This is a genomic window from Burkholderia sp. BCC0097 (assembly GCF_902832985.1).
GTDB classification, from domain to species: Bacteria; Pseudomonadota; Gammaproteobacteria; order Burkholderiales; family Burkholderiaceae; genus Burkholderia; species Burkholderia orbicola.
In genome coordinates this window covers 625,604-649,354 of the sequence record NZ_CADFDM010000001.1, presented here as the reverse complement: position 1 = coordinate 649,354, position 23,751 = coordinate 625,604, and the positions used below count along the sequence as shown (strand labels likewise).

General features: G+C 70.8%; 12 protein-coding genes. 3 read left to right on the top strand and 9 right to left on the bottom strand.

Annotated features, from left to right (window positions below):
- The 3 genes from sctR to HWX07_RS02805 all read left to right on the top strand — a co-directional run bounded on the left by sctR (position 1) and on the right by HWX07_RS02805 (position 15,245).
- Positions 1–675: a type III secretion system export apparatus subunit SctR gene (sctR, locus tag HWX07_RS02815; RefSeq protein WP_006480865.1), complete on the top strand. Its 675-nt coding sequence runs from the start codon at positions 1–3 to the stop codon at positions 673–675.
- The gene (locus HWX07_RS02810) at positions 675–1,463 is read left to right on the top strand and encodes a lytic transglycosylase domain-containing protein (RefSeq protein ID WP_175875098.1); all 789 of its coding nucleotides are present in this window, start codon (positions 675–677) and stop codon (positions 1,461–1,463) included. Before sctR ends, HWX07_RS02810 begins: the two co-directional genes overlap by 1 nt.
- Positions 1,464–1,715: 252 nt before the next feature.
- Positions 1,716–15,245, top strand: coding sequence for an LWXIA domain-containing protein (locus HWX07_RS02805; protein WP_175875097.1), 13,530 nt, complete (start codon positions 1,716–1,718; stop codon positions 15,243–15,245).
- A 56-nt stretch (positions 15,246–15,301) separates the two neighbouring features.
- Here HWX07_RS02805 and asnB read toward each other — a convergent pair whose 3' ends face one another.
- The 9 genes from asnB to sctJ all read right to left on the bottom strand — a co-directional run bounded on the left by asnB (position 15,302) and on the right by sctJ (position 23,702).
- Entirely contained in the window at positions 15,302–17,272 is a 1,971-nt protein-coding gene (asnB, locus tag HWX07_RS02800; protein ID WP_175875096.1) for an asparagine synthase (glutamine-hydrolyzing), read from the bottom strand.
- 109 nt (positions 17,273–17,381) lie between these two features.
- Positions 17,382–17,564 carry a hypothetical protein gene (locus tag HWX07_RS02795; protein ID WP_175875095.1) on the bottom strand — a complete coding sequence of 61 codons (183 nt, stop codon included), beginning with the start codon at positions 17,562–17,564 and terminating at the stop codon, positions 17,382–17,384.
- On the bottom strand, positions 17,543–18,574 hold the full coding sequence (locus HWX07_RS02790; RefSeq protein ID WP_175875094.1) for an EscU/YscU/HrcU family type III secretion system export apparatus switch protein: 1,032 nt from the start codon (positions 18,572–18,574) through the stop codon (positions 17,543–17,545). The genes HWX07_RS02795 and HWX07_RS02790 overlap by 22 nt, the downstream gene beginning before the upstream one ends.
- A gap of 16 nt (positions 18,575–18,590) precedes the next feature.
- Positions 18,591–19,400 carry a type III secretion system export apparatus subunit SctT gene (gene sctT, locus HWX07_RS02785; protein ID WP_175875093.1) on the bottom strand — a complete coding sequence of 270 codons (810 nt, stop codon included), beginning with the start codon at positions 19,398–19,400 and terminating at the stop codon, positions 18,591–18,593.
- The gene (locus HWX07_RS02780) at positions 19,394–20,083 is read right to left on the bottom strand and encodes a hypothetical protein (protein ID WP_175875092.1); all 690 of its coding nucleotides are present in this window, start codon (positions 20,081–20,083) and stop codon (positions 19,394–19,396) included. Before HWX07_RS02780 ends, sctT begins: the two co-directional genes overlap by 7 nt.
- Positions 20,076–21,452, bottom strand: coding sequence for a type III secretion system ATPase SctN (gene sctN, locus HWX07_RS02775; protein ID WP_175875091.1), 1,377 nt, complete (start codon positions 21,450–21,452; stop codon positions 20,076–20,078). Before sctN ends, HWX07_RS02780 begins: the two co-directional genes overlap by 8 nt.
- On the bottom strand, positions 21,449–22,078 hold the full coding sequence (sctL, locus tag HWX07_RS02770; protein WP_126369039.1) for a type III secretion system stator protein SctL: 630 nt from the start codon (positions 22,076–22,078) through the stop codon (positions 21,449–21,451). Before sctL ends, sctN begins: the two co-directional genes overlap by 4 nt.
- Positions 22,060–22,818 carry a SctK family type III secretion system sorting platform protein gene (locus HWX07_RS02765; protein WP_175875090.1) on the bottom strand — a complete coding sequence of 253 codons (759 nt, stop codon included), beginning with the start codon at positions 22,816–22,818 and terminating at the stop codon, positions 22,060–22,062. Before HWX07_RS02765 ends, sctL begins: the two co-directional genes overlap by 19 nt.
- Entirely contained in the window at positions 22,815–23,702 is an 888-nt protein-coding gene (gene sctJ / locus HWX07_RS02760; protein WP_175875089.1) for a type III secretion inner membrane ring lipoprotein SctJ, read from the bottom strand. The genes HWX07_RS02765 and sctJ overlap by 4 nt, the downstream gene beginning before the upstream one ends.
- Positions 23,703–23,751: the final 49 nt, after the last annotated feature.

Below are 23,751 nucleotides of genomic sequence, written 5' to 3'. Positions count from 1 at the left end.
ATGGGCAACCTGCCGAATCCGGTCGCGCTGATCGCGGTGATCGCCGCGCTCGGCATCGCGCCGTTCGCCGCGCTGATGGTGACGAGCTACACGAAACTCGTCGTCGTGCTCGGCCTGCTGCGCTCCGCGCTCGGCATCCAGCAGGTGCCGCCGAACCTGGTGCTGAACGGCATCGCGCTGATCCTGTCGCTGTTCATCATGGCGCCCGTCGGGATGTCGATCCGCGATGCGCTGCAGGCGCGCCACTTCGATGCGTCGGGGCAGTTGTCGACCTCGGACATCGGCGCGCTCGCCGACGCGGCGCTGCCGCCGATCAAGGATTTCCTCGTGTCGCATACGCGCCAGCGCGACCGCGAATTCTTCGTGCGCACCGCGACGTCGGTCTGGCCGAAGAACCGCGCGGACGGCATCAAGGACGACGACCTGCTCGTGCTGGTGCCGAGCTTCACGCTCGCCGAGCTGACGAAGGCGTTCCAGATCGGCTTCGTGATCTACATCGTGTTCATCGTCGTCGACCTGCTGGTCGCGAACATCCTGCTGGCGCTCGGGATGCAGATGATCTCGCCGACGACGATCTCGGTGCCGTTCAAGCTGCTGCTGTTCGTCGCGCTCGACGGCTGGTCGCTGCTCGTGCACGGGCTCGTGCTGTCGTATCGGGTCGCCGGAGCCGGATGATGCGCGCACGCGCCCTGCGAACCGCCGCCGCGTGCGTTGCCGCGCTCGTCGCACTCGTGCTCGCATGCGGACAGCACGGCGTCGCGCATGCGGCCGGCAGCGCCGCCGGTTTCGCGCAACTGGCGCGCGCCTGCGCGCCGAACGTCGATCCCGATACGCTCGCCGCGCTCGTGCGCACCGAGTCGGGCTTCAATCCCTATGCGATCGGCGTGGTGGGCGGCCACCTGACGCGCCAGCCCGCCTCGCTCGACGAGGCGCGCGCGACCGCGCGCGAACTGTCGTCGCGCGGCTTCAGCTACAGCGTCGGCCTCGCGCAGGTCAACGAACGCAATTTCGCGAAATACGGGCTCGACGAAGCGACGATGTTCGAGCCGTGCCGCAACCTGCAGGCCGGCGGCGCGATCCTGACCGAATGCTTCGCGCGCTCGTCGGGCACCGGCCGCGCCACGCAGGCCGCGTTGCGCGCGGCGCTGTCGTGCTACTACAGCGGCAACTTCACGACCGGCTTCTCGAGCGGCTACGTGAGCCGCGTCGTCGCGAGCGCGCAGCGCAATGCGCACGAAGGCGGCGTCGAACCGATTCCCGTCGTGAGCGACACGCCGCCGCCGGAGCGCCAGCGGCGCATGGCCGCGGCCGCCACGACGCCGCCCGAACGCGCGCGCCGCCTGCCGTCGCCCGCCGCGTCCGCCGACGCACCGTCGTGCCATGCGCGCCCGGTGGTGATGATGTGCCGCGGGCTGCCGGCGAACCAGGCGAAGCGGCTGTGCGTGCGGTGTCTCGATCAGTGATCGCATGATCGCGCGGGGCGCCGTGCGGGCGCGCCCACGTCGCTTTCGGGGGCCCGAACGACGACGCGCGGCGTGCGGCGGCCATGCCGCGCGCGTCTCGTAGCCCGCGCGACGCCGGGGCGCCGGCCGCTTCCCGCCGCTACGAAACAGCGGCGTTCCCGCCGCCGGGTGCGTCCGTACACTCGAACGATCACGTCGCGGCGTGCAGGACGCCGCACGTGCCGCGCATCGCGCGGCTCAACGGAGACGAGCATGCTGTTGATCGACGGACTGGGACTGGGTGTCAACTGGCAGCGCTTCCTGTCGGAAACGCTGAATCCGGTCGTTGCACCGCCGCCCCCGCCTCCTCCGCCGCCGAAGAAGGACGACCCGGCCGCCGGGCCCGCGAACCCGAGCGCCGCCCCGCCGATTCCCGTCACCGCATCGCTTGCCACCGATCCGTCGAAGCCGACCAACGCCGAGATCCAGTCCGCGACGTCGCTGATCCAGAGCATGGCCGCGCAATATACGGCGCCGCCGCCCGACATCACCGTCGAGAACGACAAGACGCGCGCGGTACAGAAAGCGATCCAGGACGCGCAGACGAAGTACGACAACGCGTCGCAGACGCTGCAAGGCGCGCAGAACGTGCTGCATCTGGTCAACCGCGATCCCGAGTCGACGGCCGACGACCGCAAGACCGCGCAGGCCGACTACGCGAAGGCGCGCACGACGGCCGACACCGCGCAGCGCGAGCTGAACGTGACGACCGACGCCGGCTACATGATCCTGTACGGCGAACAGGCGAATGCCGACATGCCGGCCGGGATGAAGATCGACGATTCCGGCAAGGTGACCGACCCCGGTGACGCGCAGCACGCGGCCGACCAGCAGTTCAAGACGCTGCTGGACGCCTTCCCCGATCATGCGAACGATCCCGACTGGGTGCCGCAGCCGGGCGACTGCAAGAACCCGCTGCAGATCCGGCTCTACGACGACTGGCAGACCGCGAGCGCGAAGGCGGCCGTGGGCGCGTCGAAATATTTCGCGGATGTCGCGAATTCCAACCTCGCGTATACGCAGTTCCAGTCGTACCTCGCCGATCCGGACTACAAGGCCGCGCTCGATGCGGGCGTCGGGCGCCTGAACGACGCGCTGCAGCCGCTGGAGCTGCAGGTCACGATGCCCGATGCGCCCGCTTCGCAGGATGCCGCGCAGCAGGCCGTCACGTCCGCCGCGAAGGATGCGAACTATGCGAACGCCGCGTACGGCGCGGCCAACGACAGCCTGGCGCTTACGAACGCACAGCAGCGCTACGATTCGGCCAGCGGCAAGGAAGGACCGACGGTGATCGTCCCGAACGCCGTGTCGGACGCGAAGACCGCGCTCGCCCGCGCGCAGACGGCCGCGAACACGAGCGGCGGCTATCTGCAGATGCTGTCCGCGCAGCGGCAGGTCGACACGTTGCAGGGCGACTATACGAAGAAGCTGGACGCATCCAACGCGTGGCACAAGGACAATCCGCACGCGATGATCAAGGACCCGCAGGTCGATCTGGACCTCGGCGATGCGTATGCGAAGCTCGATCAGGCGAAGCAGCAGGCGAGCATCGCGCACGACGGCTTCGTCGTCGCGTACGGCGCGACGCTCGCGCAGCAGTACGACGATCAGGCCGCGCAGATCAAGGCGCGGGTGAACGCGCAATCAGTATTCACGAAACCCACGCTTCAACCGCCGCTGCTGACGCCGTCGCTGTCGACCGCGAACGGCCTGCCGGGCCTGCCCGCATCGTCGTTGTCGACCTCGTCGGCCGCCCCCACCGGCACGCCGACGCTGCCGAGCGCTTCGCCGCAGGCCTTGCCGACGTTGCCCGGGTCCAACGGCGCATCGTCGCTGCCCACGTCGCCGCTGCTCGACAGCCCGTTCCTGCTGCCGCAATCGTCGGGCCCGACCGCCGCGCAGGCCGGCCCGACGATGCTCGACGTGAAGCGCATGCAGACCGTCGCGGGCGCGATCCGCGCGGCCGACAGCCGGATGTCGGATTCGGTCAACGAGCGCGCGACCCAGCTCGCGCTGTCGCAGGCGCGCGTCAAGCAGACGCAGGCGAAGAGCACGCTCGAGTCGGTGCAGAAGAAGTACGACGACTGGGCAGCCGCGAATCCGCCGCCCATGCGCTTTCGCACCGTCGCGGGCGACGACATGATCCCGGCGCCGTCGGCGCCGCGCCCGAACCTGTATCAGGGCGAGCTCGACAAGGCGAAGGCGGCCGTCACGCAGGCCGACAACGCGGTGCAGCGCCTGCAGCTGCTGAGCGAGACGTCGCACCAGCAGGTGCTGATGGACGGGTTCGACGCCGGCCTCGACGAACGGCTGCGCTATGCGGCACCCGGTTCGGACGCCGAGAACGACTACAAGAAGGCGCTGCACGATTTCTACGAAGCGCATCGCGGCGAGTTGTCGAACTCGCTGCTCGACGCGGCCAGCGCGAGCACGAACAACGGCGGCACGATCGCGTTCGGCAAGCTGACCGACAACGAACAGCGCAACCTGATCGGCGTCGCGCTCGGCATGCAGCCCGACGTCCAGAACGACGCGGCGTCGAGCGATGGTTCGGACCCCGTATCGCCGACGAAGGACGACGTCGCGCGCTACACCGACAAGGACAAGCTGAAGACGATCAACAGCGTGCGCGACAAGCTGCTGTCGATCGGCGGCGGCGCGACGACGCAGGTCAGCGTGTTGCCGATGGTCTACGCCGCGAAGGATGCCGGCATGACCACCAGCGCGCTGTTCAAGGTCAGCGGCAAGGACGGCACGCAGTACGTCGACGAGACGGCGAGCAACTACGACGACATCAACGATTACATCGACAACAACGAGCTGTCGACGGACGGCACCGTCGACATCGCGACCGGCCACAACGCGGACGGCACGCTGCAACTGGTGTCGAAGGCCGCGCATCACGAAAGCGGCTTCGACAGTTTTCTGAACACGCTGACGAGCACGGGCCTGAACATCGGCATGATGGTCGGCGGGATGGCGCTCGAAGGCCTCGGCACGCTGCTCGACGGCACCGGCATCGGCGCGATCGTCGGCGTGCCGCTGAACATCCTCGGCGCGGGGATGATGTACACGGCGATCGGCGCGACGATGACGAGCGCCGGCCTCGATCTGGCCAACCGCGCCGACCACGGGCGCAGTCTCAATCCGTTTACCGACGCGGGCGCCCGGGCCGACTTCATCAACCTCGTGCCGATGGGCGCGGCGGGCGCCGCGAAGCTCGCCGGCAGCAAGCTGTTCACGCGCGCGGTCACGGCGCTCACGCGCACGCCGAAGGTCGCGTCGGTGCTCGCCACCGGCGCGCGGACCACCGCGGTCGTGACGGGCGTGGGCGGCGCGGTCGAGGCGTTCGGCGAAGCGGGCTACGACTATTTCGTCACCGGCGACAAGAAGGCGGCCGGCGAGCAGCTCAAGTCCGGGATCACCAACGTCGCATTGATGGCCGCCGGCGGCCTCAAGGAACGTGCGGTGACGTCGGTGCGCACGCGCACCGGCCAGCCGGTGCCGATCCGCGGGGCCGACGGCAAGACCGTCACCGTCGACAGCCAGACGATCGGCCGGATCCTCAATAGCGGCGACGCGTCGTCGCTCGCGGCCGGCCGCACACGCGTGACGCTCGACGGCGAAGCCGTCAAGGTGTCGCCGGACGGCACGCTTCGCGTGGGCGACAAGGTGCTGACCTACGAGAACACGCCGATTCGCGTGCTCGACCGCGCATCCGCGAAGCGCCTGCCGCCGGGCAAATCGGTGGTGCTCGGCGAAGACGGCACGCTGTCCGTCGTCTCGGTGTCGCCGAAGGCCTGGACCAATGGCACGCGTGTGGACGACGTGACAGGCACCGGCGAGCGCATGTCGTTCGGCCCCGACGGCGAGATGAGCGTGACGCCGAAGATCGTCGCGAAGACGCCGCTCGACGTGCTGCAACACGTGCTCGACCAAGCCAGCGACGCCTATCGGCAGACGGTCGCCGGCGCACAGGCGCCGCGCCGCCTCGCGCAGACGGCGGCCGAAGGCGAAGCCGCGAGCGTGTCCGCCGACGCGCGCAGCACGCGCCGCACCAGCGAGGAACACGCCCGCGTGCAGCAGCAGCGCGACGAAACCGATGCCGAAAGCAGCACGACCGCGAGCGCCAACCGGCGCAGCGCCGACACGCAATCGATGCGCTGGCGGCCCGTCGCGACCGACGAGCCGGCCGGCCCGGGCACGCGGGCGAGGCCGGACGGCGCGCCGCCGCGCGTCAACGCGAAGGTCGTCGATCTGACGGACGCCGCGCCCGTCACGCGCGCGGCGACGTCCGATCCGGCCGGCATCGCCGTGCCGCGCGGGCCGAGCGCCGAGCCGATGGACGTGGGCGATCGCACGGTCTACGTGGTGCGCAGCGGCGCGACACCCGACGCGCCGGGTGCGCGGCCATCGTCGCCGCGCCCGCAGGATCTCGAGGAACCGGTGATCGTCGTCGCCGGCGAACACGACGCGGCGCTCGCACCCGAGCTCGCGAACCGCTGGCAGAAAGCCGTCTACGCGGCCGCGCCCGACGCATTCGGTGCGGACGGCCAGTTGCGCGCGGGCGCGCGCGTGCTGCGCTTCGATCCCGCGCCGGAGACGGTCGCGGCGGCCCGTGAAACCGGCCTGCCGGACGGCATCGCGCCCGACGAAGCGCCGCAGGCCGCGCCACGCCCGGCCGCCGACGACACGGTGATCGTGCTGGCCGGCAAGCGCGGCCCGAACGACCCGGCGATGCCGCGGCCGGCCGCGCCGCCCGAGCCGGTCAATGCGCTCGATGGCGTGTTCAGCGCGCCGAACCGCGTGCTCGTGCTCGTCAAGCCGGAACGCGCCGGCGCGCCCGAGCGGATGGCGGAACGCGACACGGCCGCGGCCGACCGCGGCACACGCGCGACCGACGACGCGCACGGCCGGGCCGCCCGCGCACCGGCGGGCGGCGAGCGCCGCACCGCGGCGAACGACGACATCGGCCTCGCCGCCGCGCACCCGGAAACGACCGAAACCGCCCCACCCGACCCCGGCGCCGCGAAGCCGGGCTGGGTCACGCGAATGCAGATGCGCTTCGGCGGCGCGGCGCTGCCCGAAGCCGCGCAGGCACTCGCGATGCAGTCGGGCACGCTCGCCACCCAACTGCGCATGCTGCAGGACGCCGGCTGGCGCGTGACGCTCGGCAAGCGCGGCGGCGGCAGCCGCATCGATCCGCGCAAGCGCCGCGTGACGATCGACGGCGCGCTCCAGCACCCGGGCAGCATCACGTACACGCTCGCGCATGAAGCGCGCCATGCGGTCGAGGCGATGGCCGGCGTGCTGAACCTCGACTACGGCAACCGCAGCCGCTTCACGCGCAAGGCGCTCGAAGCCGAGGCGCGCGCGCAGATCAACGCGTTCGAGGCACGCTACGAAATCGAGCTCGCGGGCGGCGGCGACATTGCCGCGCACGTGCGCCTGCCGGATGCGATCGAGCGCGAAGGCGCCGCATGGCGCGCGCCGTCGCACGACTATGCGGGCACGGTCGGACGCCTCGTCGACGCATTCGCCGATGCGCCCGTGTCGGGCCGCGACGGCGAGACCTACCGCGACTTCTACGACGACGTGTGGTCGCGCCAGAAGCGCCGCGGCGGCATCCCGCGCCGGATGCCCGCGCCGCAGGCGCACGAGACCGGCGACGCGCCGCACGGCGTGCGCAGCTTCGACGAACGCGTGGCATGGAGCCGCGCGCATGCGGAATATGCGTCGCCGTTCGGCGACGGGCCGGTGCCCGCGGCGGCCGACCTGCAGGCCGCGCGCAGCCGCCACTTCACGATGCTGGAGAACGAAGGCGTGATGATGCTGCACGCCGACACGCTGCCGGACGGCACGCTGCTCGCGGGCGGGCGGCCGGCCGGCGTGCATGAATACGCGCTCGACCAGGCGCCGTCGTTCCTGGTCAAGGACGGCTATTCGATCGTGCTGTCCGCCAAGCACGGCGGCGAGGCGGCTGCCGCCGGGCTCGCGAATCTGTGGCAGCGGCCGGTGTATGCGCCGCCCCCGCACGCGGTCGGCGAACGCGCGGCGCTGCTCGACACCGGCGTGTTCCGCCGCTACGACCCGGCGCCCGCGGCGCCGCACGATCTCGGGCACCTGGCGGCCGACGCCGAAGGCGTGCACCTCGAAGGCAATCCGGCCGCGCGGATCGATGTCGAGCGTCACGTCGGCGAGCTGCTCGGCGCCGGCGCCGAGAAAACCGTGTTCGCGCTCGGCCACGATGCCGCGCTCGCGGTTTACGACAACGGCCCGCATACGTCGGAAGCCCGCCAGATCGAGGCGGCGATCGACGAGAGCATCGCACTCGACGATCTCGCGTCGTACGGCCTGAAGACCGTGACGATGGACGGTCCGTTCTCCGCGCTGAATCGCGTCGCCGTGCTGTACCGGCCGCTCGGCGTGTTCCACAGCTTCGGCTTCGAGACGGGCGCGCTGCCGCGCGTGGTGTCGCGCGCGGCGCTCGAGCACATTCGGCAGATTCGCGAAGTCGTCGAACGCACGGGCATCGGCTTCGACCTGCAAGGCCTCTTCACGCGCGACGGCGACTTCCTGCTGAGCGACCCCGGTGCGATCGGCATGGGCGCGGGCGAGCATTTCACCACGCTGCAGCGGCTCGCGGTGATCGAGCGCGCGCTGACGCAAGGCCTCGAGCGCGGCAACATCGAACTCGCGCATCCGCGACTCGCCGAAACGCCGCCGCCCGATGCGTTCGTGCAAAAGCCGTCGATCATCACGCGCGTGCGGATGCGCTTTGGCGGCGCGCCGCTGCCGAAGGAAGCGTACCGGCTGATCGACGCATCGAGCCTGCTGTCGCAGCAGCTTCGGCTCGGCGCCGACGCAGGCTGGAAAGTCGTGCGCGGCAAGCCCGGTGCCGGCAGCAAGATCGACACGCGACGGCGACGCGTCACGATCGACGGCGGACTGCAGTCGACCGGATCGATGGTCTACGTGCTCGCGCACGAAGCCCGCCATGCGCTCGAGGCCGCGACCGGCACGCTCGGGCTCGACTACGGCTCGACGCAGCGCTACGTGCGCAGCGCGCTGCTCGCCGAGGCACGCGCGCAGGTCAACGCATTCGAGGTGCGCGACGAGATTCGCGCGAACCTCGGCATCGACATCGGCCGCCACGTCGCGCTGCCCGAGGCGATCGCCAACGAATACGGCCGCGCGCGGGCCGGCGACGCCGCCTCGCTCGCGCGCCTCGCCGACGCGTTCGAGCACAGCCCGACGTCGCTCGACGGCGGCGCGACCTACGGCGAGCTGTATCGGCGCCACGCGCAGGCCGCGCAGCGCACCGGCGTCACGATGCCGGCGCCGCGCGAGACGGCCGCGACACTTGCCGAAGAAACGGCATGGTCGCGCGCGCGGCCGGTGAAGGCCTCGCCGTTCGACGGCAAGCCGGTGGCCGGCGTCGACGCGCTGACGCTGGACCGCTCGGGCCCGCTGTCCTACGACCGCGACGGCCGCATCGTGATCGTGCATGGGGTCACCGACGCGCAAGGCCGCCTCGTCGATCCGGACGGCCAGCCGTACACGCCGGTCGAGGTCACGCTCGCGCACCGCTCGGTGCTCGGCCTGCCCGGCTCGTCGGTGATTCTGTCGGCACGCAACGGCCGCGACGCCGCCGCCTGGCTCGCGAACGTGTGGCAGCGCCCCGTCTACGCGCCGCCGACGATCGCGGTCGGGCTCGGCGCCGAGGCGCGGCTCAGCCATACCAACGCGTGGCTGCGCTACGATCCGGCGCCGCACCAGCGCCCGGACCTGGGCGCGCTCGACGTGGACGGCAACGGCGTCCACGTGAGCGGCGATCCGGCCGCGCGCGTGCCGGTCGAGCGCTTCACCGGCGCGGCGACCGGCGCCGGCATCGAGAAGACCGTGTTCGAACTGGGCCGCCGCAATGCGATCGGCCTCTACGAGGGCACGGACAATCGCGCGATTCTCGGTCACATCGAATCGATCCGCCTCGAACAGGAAGGCCTCGCGGCGCTGCGCGCGCACGGGCTGCGCACGCTCACGGTCGGCGGCCCGTTCGCGGCATTCGATCGCGTGGCCGTGATGTACGCGCCGTTCGCGTCGCTGAGCAGCCACGACGTGATGGCCGGCATGCTGCCGTCGCGCGTCACCCGCGATGCGTTCGCGCAGCTCGACCGCGCGCGCGACATCACCGCGCGGCACCGTCTGTACTACGACTTCGAAGGCGTGTTCGACGCGCACGGCGACTTCTACCTGAGCGATCCGTCGACGGTCATGACCGATGCGCCGAAGCTGAACGTGGAAGGCATCGTCCGTGAGATCGGCACGCTGCGCGTGATGCTCGAGGAAGGCATCGCGCGCGGCGCGATCGAGCTCGCGCATCCCGGCATCACCGAACACCTGCCGCCCGACGCGTTCGTGCAGAAGCCGTCCGTCATCACGCGCATCCGGATGCGGTTCGGCGGCGCGCCGCTGCCCAAGGCCGCCCATGCGCTGGTCGACCGCTCGAGCCTGTTGCGCCAACAGGTCGCGCTGGCCGGCGAGGCCGGCTGGAAAATCGTGGTGGGCCGGCCCGGGCGCGGCAGCCGGATCGATACCGCGAAGCAGCGGATCGTGCTCGACGGGCAGTTCCATGGCGCCGACACGCTCGTCTACACGCTCGCGCACGAAGCACAGCACGCGGTCGAGACGATCACGCGCCGCCTCGCGCTCGACCGTTCGTCGCCGCAGGCGCTGACCGAGAGCGCGCTGATGGCCGAAGCGCGCGCGCAGGCGAACGCGTTCGCGGTGCGCCGCGAAATCCTCGACGATGCCGGCCTCGACATCGCGAGGGATGCCCGCCTGCCCGATGCGATCGCACGCGAAGCCGATCACGTGATGCCCGGCGACGAAGCCGGGCTGCGCCGGCTCGCGGCCGCATTCGGCGACGTCGCGCCGTCCGTGCCGGGCCACGCGACCTATCGCGCGTACTACGCGAGCCAGGCCGATGCGGTGCACGCGTTCGGCGTGCCGCGCGAGATGCCGGCGCCCGCGCCGCAGCCGGCGTCGAACGCGCCGATGCCCGCGGCGACGGCGGAGGCCGCGCGCCGCCAGCATGCGCTCGATCACCTCGCCTCGCACGGCAAACGCGACCTGATACGCATCGACGGTTCGCAACTCGCGTCGCTCGAGCAAATGAAGGAGGCGTTCGGCACGAATGCGCACGTGCTGATCGCCGAGCATGAAGCGCGGCCGGACGCGTCGATCGACGCGCGCCATGCGCAGCCGACGTTCGTCGCGAGCATGCGCACCGACGAGCACGGTACGTTCGTCGACAAGGCGTCCGCCGATCCGGCCGTGCCGATCCGCGATGCGGTCTATCGCGCGCTGAAGGACAACGGCAGCGCGGAACGGGCGAACGTCGATTTCTACGTGTCGCCCGTGCCGCTCGCGCAATTGCGCGAATACGGCGGCGCCGCACGGATCACCGCGCGCAGCGATGGCCGCACCTGGGAAGCCGAACAGGCGGCCGCGACGCCCGACGCGGACGTCGTCACGAAGCTGAAGTCGCTCGCCGACGCGCCGCGCTTTCGCCGGCCGAAACAAGCGGCGAAAGCGGCCGGCGACGGCGCGACGCTTTACGCGATCGACAAGGAAACCGGCAAGGTGCTCGGCTACGCGACGCGCAACGCCGCGCACGACTGGACCTATCACGAGTCGACCTCGCTCGGCGACGCGACGATCGCGCCGCGCGATCTCGGCGCCGCGTTCCGCCGGCGCGCGCGCAACCTGTCCGGCGGCCGGCGCGGCGTGCGATTCGTCGTGACGGACGTCACGCACGACACGGTCGAGCGCTACGGCGGCTTCGCGCCGGCGGAAATGCGCAAGGCGCTCGGCGACGAGAAGCCGCCGATGCAGAAACTCGGCACGCGCGTGCAGCGCGGCCTCGCGAAAGCCGACCCCGGCGTGCGCCGCAAGATCGCCGAGATCGAGGGCGCCGACAGTCCGTTCCTGCCGCCGAAACTCGTCCCGGACAGCGAGCAGCTCGCGATCGACTTCAGCGGCGCGAACACGCTGCACCTGATGCGCGCGCTGGAGCTGAAGGCGCTGCGCGGCGATCACTACGTGTACGTGTACGAGACCGATCATCCGGTTGCCGAATCGCTGCATACGCGCCGCGGCATCATCGCGATCCACGACGGCAACGCACTCTGGTACGACGACGCCGAGCAATTGCGCGACCACCCGGACGCGGGCCGCCCGCTCGACGAGATGCCGCTCGGGCGCGGCCCGTTCGGCGCGAACCAGCACTTCCTGCTGTCGACGCTCGCGCCCGATGCGTTCGATCCGCGCGCGACCGCCACGCAGAAAGCCGCGCTCGCGCAACGACTCACGCAGCTGCTCGACGAGAAGTCGTATTTCGATGCGCTGCCGCAGAAGTTCGACCTCGCGACGCGCTGGATCCGCACGCAGATCGCCGGCCAGATCGATCGCGTGAAAGCCGCTCAGGCCGATCTCGCCGCGGCCCAGCAAGCCGCGCAGCCGGCCGGCGGCGGCTCCACGGGCCCTGCCGGCCGGGTGCGCAATGCGCTGCGCGGCAAGCGCGGCCGGCGCAATCGCCGCGCCGCGAATGCGGCAAACGCGTCGAATGCGCCGGCCGCGCCGAAGCCGCAGAAGCCACCGAAGACGCCGGCGGCCAAGCCGCTGACGCTGCGGCCCTACCAGCCTAGCCTCGGTTCGAGCACGGTCGCGGAATGGGTGATGCGTTACGGCGCCGCCAAAGTGGCCGACTGGTTCCCGACGATCGACCGCGTGAAGGCGGTCGCCGCACGTCGCAACCAGCCCGATGCCGGCGGCCTCGCACTGACCGACGAACCGCAGACGATCCTGGCCGACGCACCGATGCTGAAGGCGCTCGGCATCCCCATCGGTCTCGCGCGCGAGGTGTCCAGCATGCCGTCGCGCGGGCCGGTCGCCGATCCCGGCGGCGATCACAACCGCTTCGTGAAGTGGATGCAGGCGTACGCCACGCGCCACAGCGCGGCGCGCATGATCGACAAGCGCGCGATCCAGGCGTTCGTGCGCGCGCCGGCCGAGATCCAGGACCGCGTCGCGCCGATGGCGCGTGCGTTCAACCTGCGCGACGATCCTGCGCTCGCGGTGCGCTACGTCGAGCAATATGGCGGCGCGATGCCGGTGGTGTCGATTCCGGTCGATCCGCACACGCTCGCGGCCGCGCGCGGCGGCAAGCACGATCCGGCGTTCATCCGGCGCGCCCGCAAGTTCGGGTCCCCGATCGGCGCGCGCTACAACGAGGCCGACGCGACGATCACGCGCGAGGCGCCGGACGGCACCACGCGCACGCTCGAGCTCGACGATATCGCGCATCTGCACAAATGGCTCACCGCGGCGGCGCGCCATGGCTTCCAGCTTCGTCTCGAAGCCGCGTCGGGCCGCCCGCTCGTCTCCGCGGACGACCGCCGTACGATCGCCGGCACCAACGACAGCTATGCCGAGTACACGCGGCTCATGACGTCGTTCGAGACTTGGTCGCACGATCACGCGGGCGAGCCCGCGCCGAACGTGATGCTGAGCTTCCACGGATGGGACGCCGTGCTCGAGCCGGTGCCGGGCGCCGGCCACGTCGAGCTGCTCGATGCGCTGCTCGACCGCAAGGCGATCGACTGGCTGCACGTCGGGCTGTCGTACGGCACGCACGGGGCCGACTTCATCGCGAACCAGGACCTGACGCGGGCGCTGGCGGAACGGATCGTCGACTATTACCAGACCGACCGTCACGGCAAGTTCGCGCGACTGCACGGCGCCGATGCGCTCACGCGCGTCTTCGAACCGGTGAGCCCCGAGGCGTTCGCGAACCAGCAGCAGGTGCTGTTCGCGGAGATCGCGCGCATCGGCAAGTCGAAAGGGCTGTCCGACGACGCGCTCGCGACGCTGCGCGGCGACCTGTACGAACGCAATACGACCGCGCTCGTCAACCAGGCGCGCAAGGCGACGATCGAGCATGCGATGACGCAGTGGGCGTCGGCCGATCATCCGCCCGCCACGCGCACCGAAAAACTCGCCCGCCGCTTCGGCGAGCGCTGGCTCGCGGAAGCCGGCGGCCGCGCACCGGCCCGCGGCACCGTCGTGTCGACCGCCGATCCCGCCGGGCCGCTGCCCGACAGTCGCGCGTACTGGCAGTCGGTGGTCGAGCGCGAAGCGCTGAAGAACGATCCGTCGAAGCCGATCAGCGTCGGCCGGCAGATCGCGGCGAACCCGAAACAGGCCAAGATGATCGAGGAACTGCAGGCGCTCGCGCAGATCAACGCGCTACGCGTGCATCGGCCGTCGTTCCGCAAGGCGGAGCTGTGGAAATCGATCGGCTTCAGCTCGCTCGTCACCGGTGCCGGCGCGCTCGTGATCGCCGATACGCTCGGCGCGACGCACGTGCTGCGGCAGGACATGCTCGGCAGCGCGACGTCGTCGTTCCTGCTGGGCGCGCGCCTGGGCCGCGTGTTCCAGGTCATGCACCAGGGTGCGGTGCGCAGCCTGCAGGCCGGCGATCCGAAGGCCGCGCAGGCGGTGCTCACGCGGCTCGAAGTGACGCTGTCGCGGCAACTGCGCTCGGGTGCGCACGATTACGGCCAGAACCGGCGCGCCCAGCTCGAGCAGATCTCGAACGAAGCGCGGACGCTGGCCGCGCAGTATGTCGAGCTGAACCGCGTCGGGCTGATGAGTTTCGACGACGCCACGACCCACATCAAGGCGCTCGCCGCGGACGTGCTCGCGCAGATGCAGGGCACCGTCGGCGGCACGTCGCTGCAGCAGCTCCATACCGGCAACCCGCGTCACCTGTTCGGGATCGCGGGCCGCGCGGGCGCCGCGATCACGTCGACCGCGACGCTCGCGGTCGGCATCAGCGGCGTCGTGCACGCGCACGGGGCGTTCGATCTCGCCTACGGCTCGGCCGCCATCGCGAGCGGTGCGTTCGGCGCCACGTATGCGGGGCTCGTCTACACGATCGGCGCGCACCGCGTGAATGCCGACAAGCGCAGCCGCATCGTGCGCTTCACCGATTCGGCGAGCGACTTCATGGCCGTCGCGTACGGCGGCCTCGGCACCGGTGTGCAGTGGAGCGGCGGCCATTACGACCTCGCGATCGCGACCGGCGTGTCCACCGCGCTGCTGCTCGGGGGCCGTCTGAACACGCATTTCCCGAACGCGACGCCGCTGATCAAGAAGATCCCGACGGCCGTCGTGCTGATTCCGGTCGGCGCGTTCGCGTACAAGCTGATCGAAAGTCTGTGGACGACGTTCTTCGGCTCGGGGTCCAGTTCGTCGAATCAGTCGAATCAGTCGAATTCGTCGCAGTCGAATCTCGCGCCCGGCGCTTCGCCGAGCGCTTCGGCCAGTCCTTCGGCAAGCGCTGCGGCAAGTACTGCACCCAGCACTTCGGCGACTGCATCGCCCGGTACGTCGCCGGCCGCGCCGGCTTCGCCGTCGGCCAGCGCCACGCCGTCGACCGCGCAACCGTCCGGGTCGCCGCAGCCCTACATCGTCGTCGCGGGCGATTCGCTGTGGGTCATCGCCGACCAGCATCGCCAGTCGCTGCTCGACGCCGCGCACGTGTCACGCGCCGATCAGCAGGCGATGACGCGCGGCGAGCAGGATACGCGTGCATTCAACGAGATCCTCCAGCTCAATCCGTCGGTTTCACGCGATCCGAACCGCCTGTCGGTCGGCACGCCACTGATCGTGGGCTGATATCGGCGCGCGGGCCGCGTGGCGCCGCGCGCACCGGTGGCGCGCGGCATGCCGCATCACGCCGCCCGCTGATGTTCCAGCCACGCCTGGAACATCAGCACCGTCCACAGCTGGTGCTGCCAGTTCATCCGGCCCGTCTGGTGCTGGCGCCACAGCCGCTCGACCGACGCCGCATCGAAGAAGCCCTCCTCGCGCAAGCGCGACGGCCGCAACAGCGCGTCGGCCCAGTCGCGCAGCGCGCCGCGAAGCCAGTGGTCGACGGGCGCGCAGAAGCCCTGCTTCGGCCGGTCGATCAGCGCGGACGGCACGTACCGGTCGAGCAACCGGCGCAGCAGCGCCTTCGACTGCCCTTCCGGCAAGCGCACCGACGCCGGCACGCGCCACGCGAATTCGACGACGTGATGATCGAGGAACGGCATGCGCGTCTCGAGACTCACGGCCATCGCCGCGCGATCGACCTTCGCGAGAATGTCGGTCGGCAGGTACGTGAGCGTGTCGATCGCCATCGCCTGCTCGGCGAAGCTCAGGTGCGCGGGCCACGCGGACACCGTGTCGAGCGGCGTCGGCGGCTCCTGCCCCGACAGCGCGAGGCGCTCCGGATGATGCACCGACGACATCAGCAGGCGGTACAGCCCGATGCGGCTCTCGGCCGTCATCACATGGCCGAGCTTGTGCAGGCGATCGCCGATGCGCGACGCGGATTCGCGCGCTTCCACGCCGCCGCCCCACGCGCCCTGCGCGACCGCCGCGAGCTGGTCCGCGTGATCGGGCCGCAACGCGTGCAGCGCGGCGGCGATCCGCGCACGTACGGCCGCCGGCACGCGATGCAGCTTGCGCCAGAGGCGCGGCGTCAGGAAGTAGCGCGTATAGCCGCCGAACAGCTCGTCGCCGCCGTCGCCGGACAGGCTCACCTTCACGTGCCGGCGCGTCAGTTCGGAGACGAGAAAGGTCGGGATCTGCGATGCATCGGCGAACGGCTCGTCGTAGATCGACGGCAGCTTAGGCACGACGCCGAGCGCATGGTCGGCCGTCACGTAAAGCTCGGTATGGCGCGTGCCGAGATGGCGCGCGACGGCCTTCGCGTAACCGGCTTCGTCGTAGCCGGCTTCGTGAAAGCCGATCGTAAACGTGTCGACCGGTGTCGCCGATTGCGCCTGCATCAGCGCGACGATCGCCGACGAATCGATGCCGCCCGACAGGAACGCGCCGAGCGGCACGTCGGCCTCCATCTGGCGCGCGACGGCCTGGCGCAGGACCGTGTCGAGCTGGCCGACGGCTTCGTCGGCGCTGCCCTCGAACGGCTGCGCGCGGCCCGCCTCGATCGCCTGTTCGAGCGTCCAGTACGCGCGCAGGCGCGGCGTGTCCCGTGCATGTTCGAACTGGATGTACGTGCCCGGTGGCAGCTTGCGGATGCCGCGATAGATCGTATAAGGCGCGGGCACGCTCGACTGGCGCAGGTACAGGCACAGCGCGTCGCGGTCGACCGTGCCATCGAAGCCCGGGTAGCCGCGCAGCGCCTTCAGCTCGGACGCGAACACGAGCGCGTCGCCGATCCGCCCGTAGTAGAGCGGCTTCTCGCCGATCCGGTCGCGCGCGAGCGTCAGCACCCGCGACGCGCGATTCCACAGCGCGAACGCGAACATGCCGGTCGCGCGGCGCAACGTGGCCTCGACACCCCATGCGACGATCGCCGCGATCAGCACCTCGCTGTCGGAGTGGCCGCGCCACGCCGGTGCACGCCCCGCGCGCTCCAGCTCCGCGCGCAGTTCGCGATGGTTGTAGATTTCGCCGTTGAAGACGAGGACGTAACGGCCGCACGCGGAAGCCATCGGCTGCCGGCCGTGCACCGACAGGTCGACGATCGCGAGCCGCCGGTGACCGAGCGCGATGCCGGCTTCCGGGTCGACCCAGATGCCCTGCCCGTCCGGCCCGCGATGCGCGAGGCTCGCCGTCATTCGCGCGAGCGTGCCGCGCGCTGTCTCCTCATCGAAGGCGACGCTATTCAGAAAGCCGTCGATTCCGCACATTGATTTGTCTGCCCCTGTTGACCTGGTCCGTCACGGGTGGCGCAACCTCGCGGCCCGCCGTCGGACGTGACGGTCGAGCCATATTACGAAGAAATAAATCAGCAATAATTCACCAGTGAATGTCGGCGAAATCCGGAAAAAAATGGACGTCAAACGCCGTATGCCGATGGTCGAGCGATAGGGTCATATCGAATCCGACCGGATCGCCGGCAAGCATTGCCGCCAAAAAAGGGGCTTGATGCGATGCGACGCCAACCCGCCACGCCGCCGTCAAGCCGTGCCGGTCGCCCATTTCAGCAACTGCGCGACCGCGCGGAAATGCTGCGGCTGGATCGTGCCGTTCTCGGGCGTCGTCTCGTACAGCGCCTGCGCGAGCCCGACGTTGGCGAGCGTCGGGCGCAGCGCGTCGCGGGCCAGCCGCACGATCCGCTCGGCCGCGTCGCCCTCGCCGCGCGCGAGCACCCACGGCAGCGAGCCCATCCCGCCGTAGTAAAGCGCGACCGCCACGCGCGGCGAATAGACGACCACCGACGCATAGCTAATCCGGTCCGGCAGCGACGCAAACTGCGCTTCGCGCGCGAGCTGGCGGCGCTTCGCCTGAATGTGCGGATCGCCTTCGTCCTCCTTGTGCTCGCGCCGCACTTCGTCGATCGACATCTTCATCTTCTGGTTGAATTCGTGCCGCTGGTGCACGATGTCGATCAGCGCCATCACGATGTAGATCAGCGCGGCCCAGCCGAACAGCAGCATCAGCAGCTTCACGATCAGCGCGAGGATCGAGGCCGGCCGCGTGAAACCCGACTGCACGGACGGATCGAGCGACTCGACGATCAGCCAGCCGAGCGTCGCGACGAGCAGCGCCGTCTTCAGCAGCATCTTCGCGAGATTGACGAGGTTGCGCAGCGACCACAGGTTCTTCATCCCCTCGGCCGGGTTGAGCCGCGACAACTGCGGCACGAGGCGGCTCCACGCCATCACGCCGCCCACCTGCACGAAGCCCGCGAGCAGCCCCGCCAGCAGCCCGGCCGCGACGATCTGCGCGGACAGCGTCGCCCAGTCGCGCGCGGCGCCGTCGATCAGCGCCGCGAGCCGCGCGGACGGATCGGCCGCGCCGACCGCGTCGAACACGAGCCGGAACAGCGCCTGCACGCGCGCGAACAGCGAGCCGATGCCCACTGCGAGCGCCACGCACACGCCGACGAAGAACGCCGACGACACCGTTTCCGCGCTCTTCGGTACGTCGCCTTTCTCGCGCGCCTCGCGCAGGCGCTTCGCGGTCGGCTTCTGGTCCTTTTCAGCCATCCCGGCTCCAGCGCGCTCAGCCGCCGCCGTGCGCGGCGAACAGCGCGCGCAGCAGCGCCATCAGCCCGCTGTCGGGGCTCAGCAGCGCATGCAGCGACGCGTACACCACCGGCAGGAACAGGATCATCATCAGCACCGCGAGCGCGCTCTTCAGCGGCTGCGAGAACACGAAGATGTTGAGCTGCGGCACCGCGCGGCCGACCAGGCCGATGCCGAGCTCGACGAGCACCAGCACGATCATGACCGGCGCGGCGAGCTTCACCATCCATTCGAAGATCGTGTCGGTCTGCCGCACGATGAAGGTTTGCAGCATCGACGAGAAGTCGGGGCCGAGCGAGCCGATCGGCCACCATGCGTACGACTGCGCGAACAGTTGCACGAGCACCTGCAACCCGCCCGCCGTGACGAACAGCGCGATCGCGACGAAATTCAGGAATCCCGAGGTCGGGCCGCCTTCGTGGCCACCCATCGGATCGAAGAACGCGGCGCTGCCGCTGCCGGTCTGGAAGTCGATCAGGTAGCCGACGCCCTGGATCGCGAACAGCACCGCGCTGAACGCGCCCGCGAGCAGCATGCCGACCATCGCCTCCTTCGCGACCAGCAGGCACCACATCAGGAACGGCAGCGCGGCGACCTGCGCGGCATCGATCGTCGGCGCGACGAACGCGGCGATCACGACCGCGATCCCGTTGCGCACGAGCCCCGTGATGATCTGCTCGTTGAACACCGGTACGACGAACATGATCGGCAGCAGACGCGGCATCACGTAGAGCAGCGGCCGCAGCATGCCGGCGACGTCGTTGAAGCCCGCGGCCTGGTCTAGCATCGGCGCTCCGCGGCGGCGGGCGGGGCGGGCGCGGCGGGATCATCGGGCGCGGCGGATGCGTCGGTTTCACCGACGGTTTCAGCGGCGATGTCGGCGTCCGTTTCCGCTTCGGTCATCGCCGCGTCGAACGCAGCGGCGGCCTCGGGCGGCGCGAACGCATGTCCGGCCGCATCGCCCGCACCGGCTACCCAGGTGCCGCCCGTCGCGAAGCGCCGCACCGCGTAGCCGTCCGCGACGTCGTCGGCGTCGCGCTCGACCCGCGCGGCGCGCGCGTGCAGCGCCTTCTCGCCGGCTTTCTCCAGCTTGTCCTCGGCGGCCTTCGCCTTGCGCGCCGCGCGCTGCAGGTCGGCGAGCGTCGCCTCGTGGCCGCGATACACGTGCGCGGCCTCGCTCACCGACGCGTTCGCGGTGCCGATATGCCGGTCGAACGTACGCGTATCGGCCGCCGCGTCCTGCAACGCGCGAGCCTCGCGCACGTCGTCGGCGAGCCGCGTCTGGATCGCGGCCTTCGCGGCGACCTGCCGCGCGAGCTGCGCCTGCGCGGCCGCGAGCGGCCGCCGGCTCTGCGCGGCGATGCCCTGCTGGCGCGCGGCCGCGACGCGCGCGATCTGGCTGCGCATCTCGCGCACGCGCTTCAGGCGGGCGAGCGTCGCGAGCACGAGGCGATCGTCGGCTTCAGACATGATCGTTCGCCAGCTTCGTCAGTTTCGCGAGCAGCGCGTCGAAGCGCACGTCCTCGTCCGACGCCTGCGCGCAGAACGCGGCGATCGCGTCGCGCGCGCGCAGCGCGAGATCGCCGAGCCGGTCGCTGCCCTCGCGATACTCGCCGATCTGCACGAGCAGCTCGATCTCCTGGTACTTCGCGATCAGCTCGCGCACGCGCGCGGCCGCATGCTGGTGCGCGCGGCTCGCGACGAGCGGCATCACGCGCGACAGGCTCGCGAGCACGTCGATCGCCGGATAGCGGTTCGCGAGCGCGATCTTGCGCGACAGCACGATATGGCCGTCGAGGATCGAGCGCACTTCCTCGGCGATCGGGTCCGATTCCTCGTCGCCTTCGACGAGCACCGTGTAGAGCGCGGTGATCGACCCGTGCGCGCCTTGCCCCGCGCGTTCGAGCAGGCGCGGCAATACCGCGAACGTCGACGGCGGGAAGCTGCGCCGCGTCGGCGGCTCGCCGCTCGCGAGGCCGACCTCGCGCTGCGCGCGTGCAAAGCGCGTCAGCGAATCGACCAGCAGCAGCACGCGCTTGCCCGCATCGCGGAAGTGCTCGGCGATCGCGGTCGCGACCAGCGCGGATTTCACGCGCTCCATCGCCGGGCGATCGGATGTCGACACGACGACGATCGAACGCGCGCGCACCTCGGGCGACAGGCTGTGCTCGATGAATTCGCGCACCTCGCGGCCGCGTTCGCCCACCAGCGCGATCACGTTCACGTCGGCCTGCGCGCCGCGCGCGATCATCCCGAGCAGCGTGCTCTTGCCGACGCCGGACGGCGCGAAGATGCCGACGCGCTGCCCGATGCCGAGCGTCATCAGGCCGTCGATCACCCGCACGCCGGTCGCAAACGGCGTGTCGATCATCTTGCGCGCGAGCGGGTTCGGCGGGTCCTGCTGCGTCGAGACCCACGCGGCGCCGGTCACCGGCCCGCGATCGTCGAGCGGCCGGCCGAGCCCGTCGAGCACGCGGCCGAACAGCGCCTCGCCCACCGGAAAGACGTGCTCGCGCCCGGACGGCACGACGGTCGTCTCCGGCGACAGCCCGGCCACGTCGCCGAGCGGCGTGAGCAGCGTCGTCTGCCGCGAGAAGCCGACCACCTCGGCAAGCAGTGTCGGCTGGTTCGGCGTGCGCAGCTCGCAGATCTCGCCGAGCCGCGCGCGGATGCCTGTCGCGTTCAATATCTGCCCGACCGCGTGGTTGACGCGGCCCTGCACCGACACCGGCGAGAAGAACGCGAGCCCCGCATCGAGCTCGCCGACCAGGCGGCCGCGATCGAACGGCGCGCCGTCGTCGTCGCCGAACGAGGGTGGATCGTCGAGCGGCGCGTTCATCGCGTGCCGCCCTTCAGCGCGTCGCGGCGAATCGCCTGGCGCAACGCGTCGATCTGCAGGTCGAGGCTCGCGTCGATGCGCCCGGACGGCGTCTCGACCGTGCACGCATGGCGCTCGAGCTGCGCGTCCTCGACGATGCGGATCTTCTGCCGGTTCGACTGCCCGGCGAACGCGCCGTCGAGCGCGTCGCGCATCTCGTCCTTGCGGCCGGGAGCGATACGCACGATCAGGAACGCCTCGTCGCGCACGAGCGGCGCGATCCGCGCGAGCGCGGCCTCGTACAGCTTCTGCGTGCTCATCTCGCCGACGATCGCGCGCACGGCCTTCACGACGATATCGGCCATCGCGTCCTTCATCGTCTCCATCGTGCGCGTGGCGGCAAGCGCCTGCGTGTAGGCCTGCGCGGCCTGCTCGCGCTGCGCGCGGCGCATGCCTTCGTCGTAGCCGGCCGCCTGGCGCTTGTCGAATTCGCGCTGCGCGTCGGCGACGATGCGCGCCGCCTCTTCATGCGCGGTCGCGATCACCGCGGACGCGTCGAGCAGCGCCGCGTATTCGCGCTCCTTGAGCACCTTGCGTTCCGACAACAATTGCAGGTTGTCGCTCGTGATCAGAAAAGCCAGTCCCATGACGCAAGCCTCTCGGGAATCAGAAACAGGAACATCAGTTCGCCGAACTGGTCGCGCTGCGCGCGGTTCAGCCAGTACGGCACCTCGTCGTCGATCGCGCGGTTGAATTTCAGGCGTACGCGCCGCGCGACCGCGTCGCCGGCCACGCCGATGAAATCCGCGAGCAACCGGCCGCCGCGCGCCCGGATCACGACCGGCAGCGCGGCGGGATCGGCACGCCACGGTTCGAGCGTTTCCGCGAGCGCGCCGAATTCCGGCGCGCGTTCGAGCGCGAGTTCGAGCGCATCGCCGCCGAGCCGCGCCGCGATTTCCGCGCGGATGCGCCGCCCGGCCAGCGCGTCGCGCAGCCATGCGCGATGCAGCAGCAGACCCGCATACGCGGCCAGTTGCTCGAGCGCCGCGCCCGGCAGCAGCGCGAGCCGCGCGCACGGGTTCGCGACGTCGAAGTCGTGCCGGTCGGCCACGCCGCTCAGGTCTAGCAGGTGCCGCGCGAGCAGCTTGCGGCCGGCCGCGCCGAACGTGTCCGGCGAACGGTAGCGCGCAGGCCAGTCGGCCGGCACGCGTGTCACGTGCAGATAGCGGTCGGGCCGCAGGTTGAAGTCGCAGACGAGCGCATGGAACGTGGCAGCGCGTGCGGCGGGCGGCGGCGCAAGCGGATGCAGCCATGGCAGCGGCGCCGCGTCGGATGCAGCGGCCGCATCGTGCACCTGGCCCGGCGGCGGCGCGTGCGGCTCGCTCATGCGCCGTCGCGCGCGCCGTCCGGCGTACGCAGCCCGCCGCCGGCCTGCTGCGCGGTCGTACCACCGCTCCCGCTCACACCGCGCGGCGCACCGAGCAGGCCCGCGAGCCGCGCGCCGAACATCCCGCGCCGCGCGGCCGACAGCGCGATCACCGCGCAGGTCAGCAGGATCAGCGCGAACACGAGCCAGCCGAGCGGCGAGCGCAGCCGCAGGATGTCCGACACCGCGCTGCCGATCCCGTCCACGCGCGTCGCGCGCGCGGCGGCCGGCTGCAGGAACAGCGACACGTTGTCGTACTGCAGCCCCTCGATGCTGTGCGCGACGAGATCCTTGACCATCGGCGCCATCGCGCGCAGGTCGACGCCCGGCCGATAGCGGATGTACACCGCGGCCGACGACGGCTTGATCTTGTCCGCGAGCGGATCGTTTTCCGGAATCACGACCTGCACGCGCGCGACCACCACGCCCTCGATGTCCTGCAGCGTACGCGACAGATCCTGCGACACGCCGTACAGGTAGCGCACGCGCTCCTCGGCCGGCGTCGACACAAGGCCCTGTTTCTGGAACAGCTCGCCAAGGCTCGCATAGCTCGGCTTCGGCAGCCCGTTCGCCTGCAGTACCGTGAGCGCCGCCTGCATGTCGCCGTCCGCGACACTCACGAGCCATGCGTTGCGGTCCGACGTATCGCGCGCATCGTTGTCCTTCGACGCGCTGATGCCCGCGTCGCCGAGCACCGCGATCATCTGGTTCGCGTCGCGCTCCGACAGGCCCGAGTACAGCTCCTTCTGGCACCCGGCCAACAGCACGAGCAGCCCCGCGAGCAGCGCGCGCGCCGCCCGGCTGCGCCACGCATGCATGCGTGGCGTCGAATCGATCGTCGTCATCGTTTGTCCGCTTCAGGGCGCGTGAGGCCAGCGTCTCCAGCCATCACGC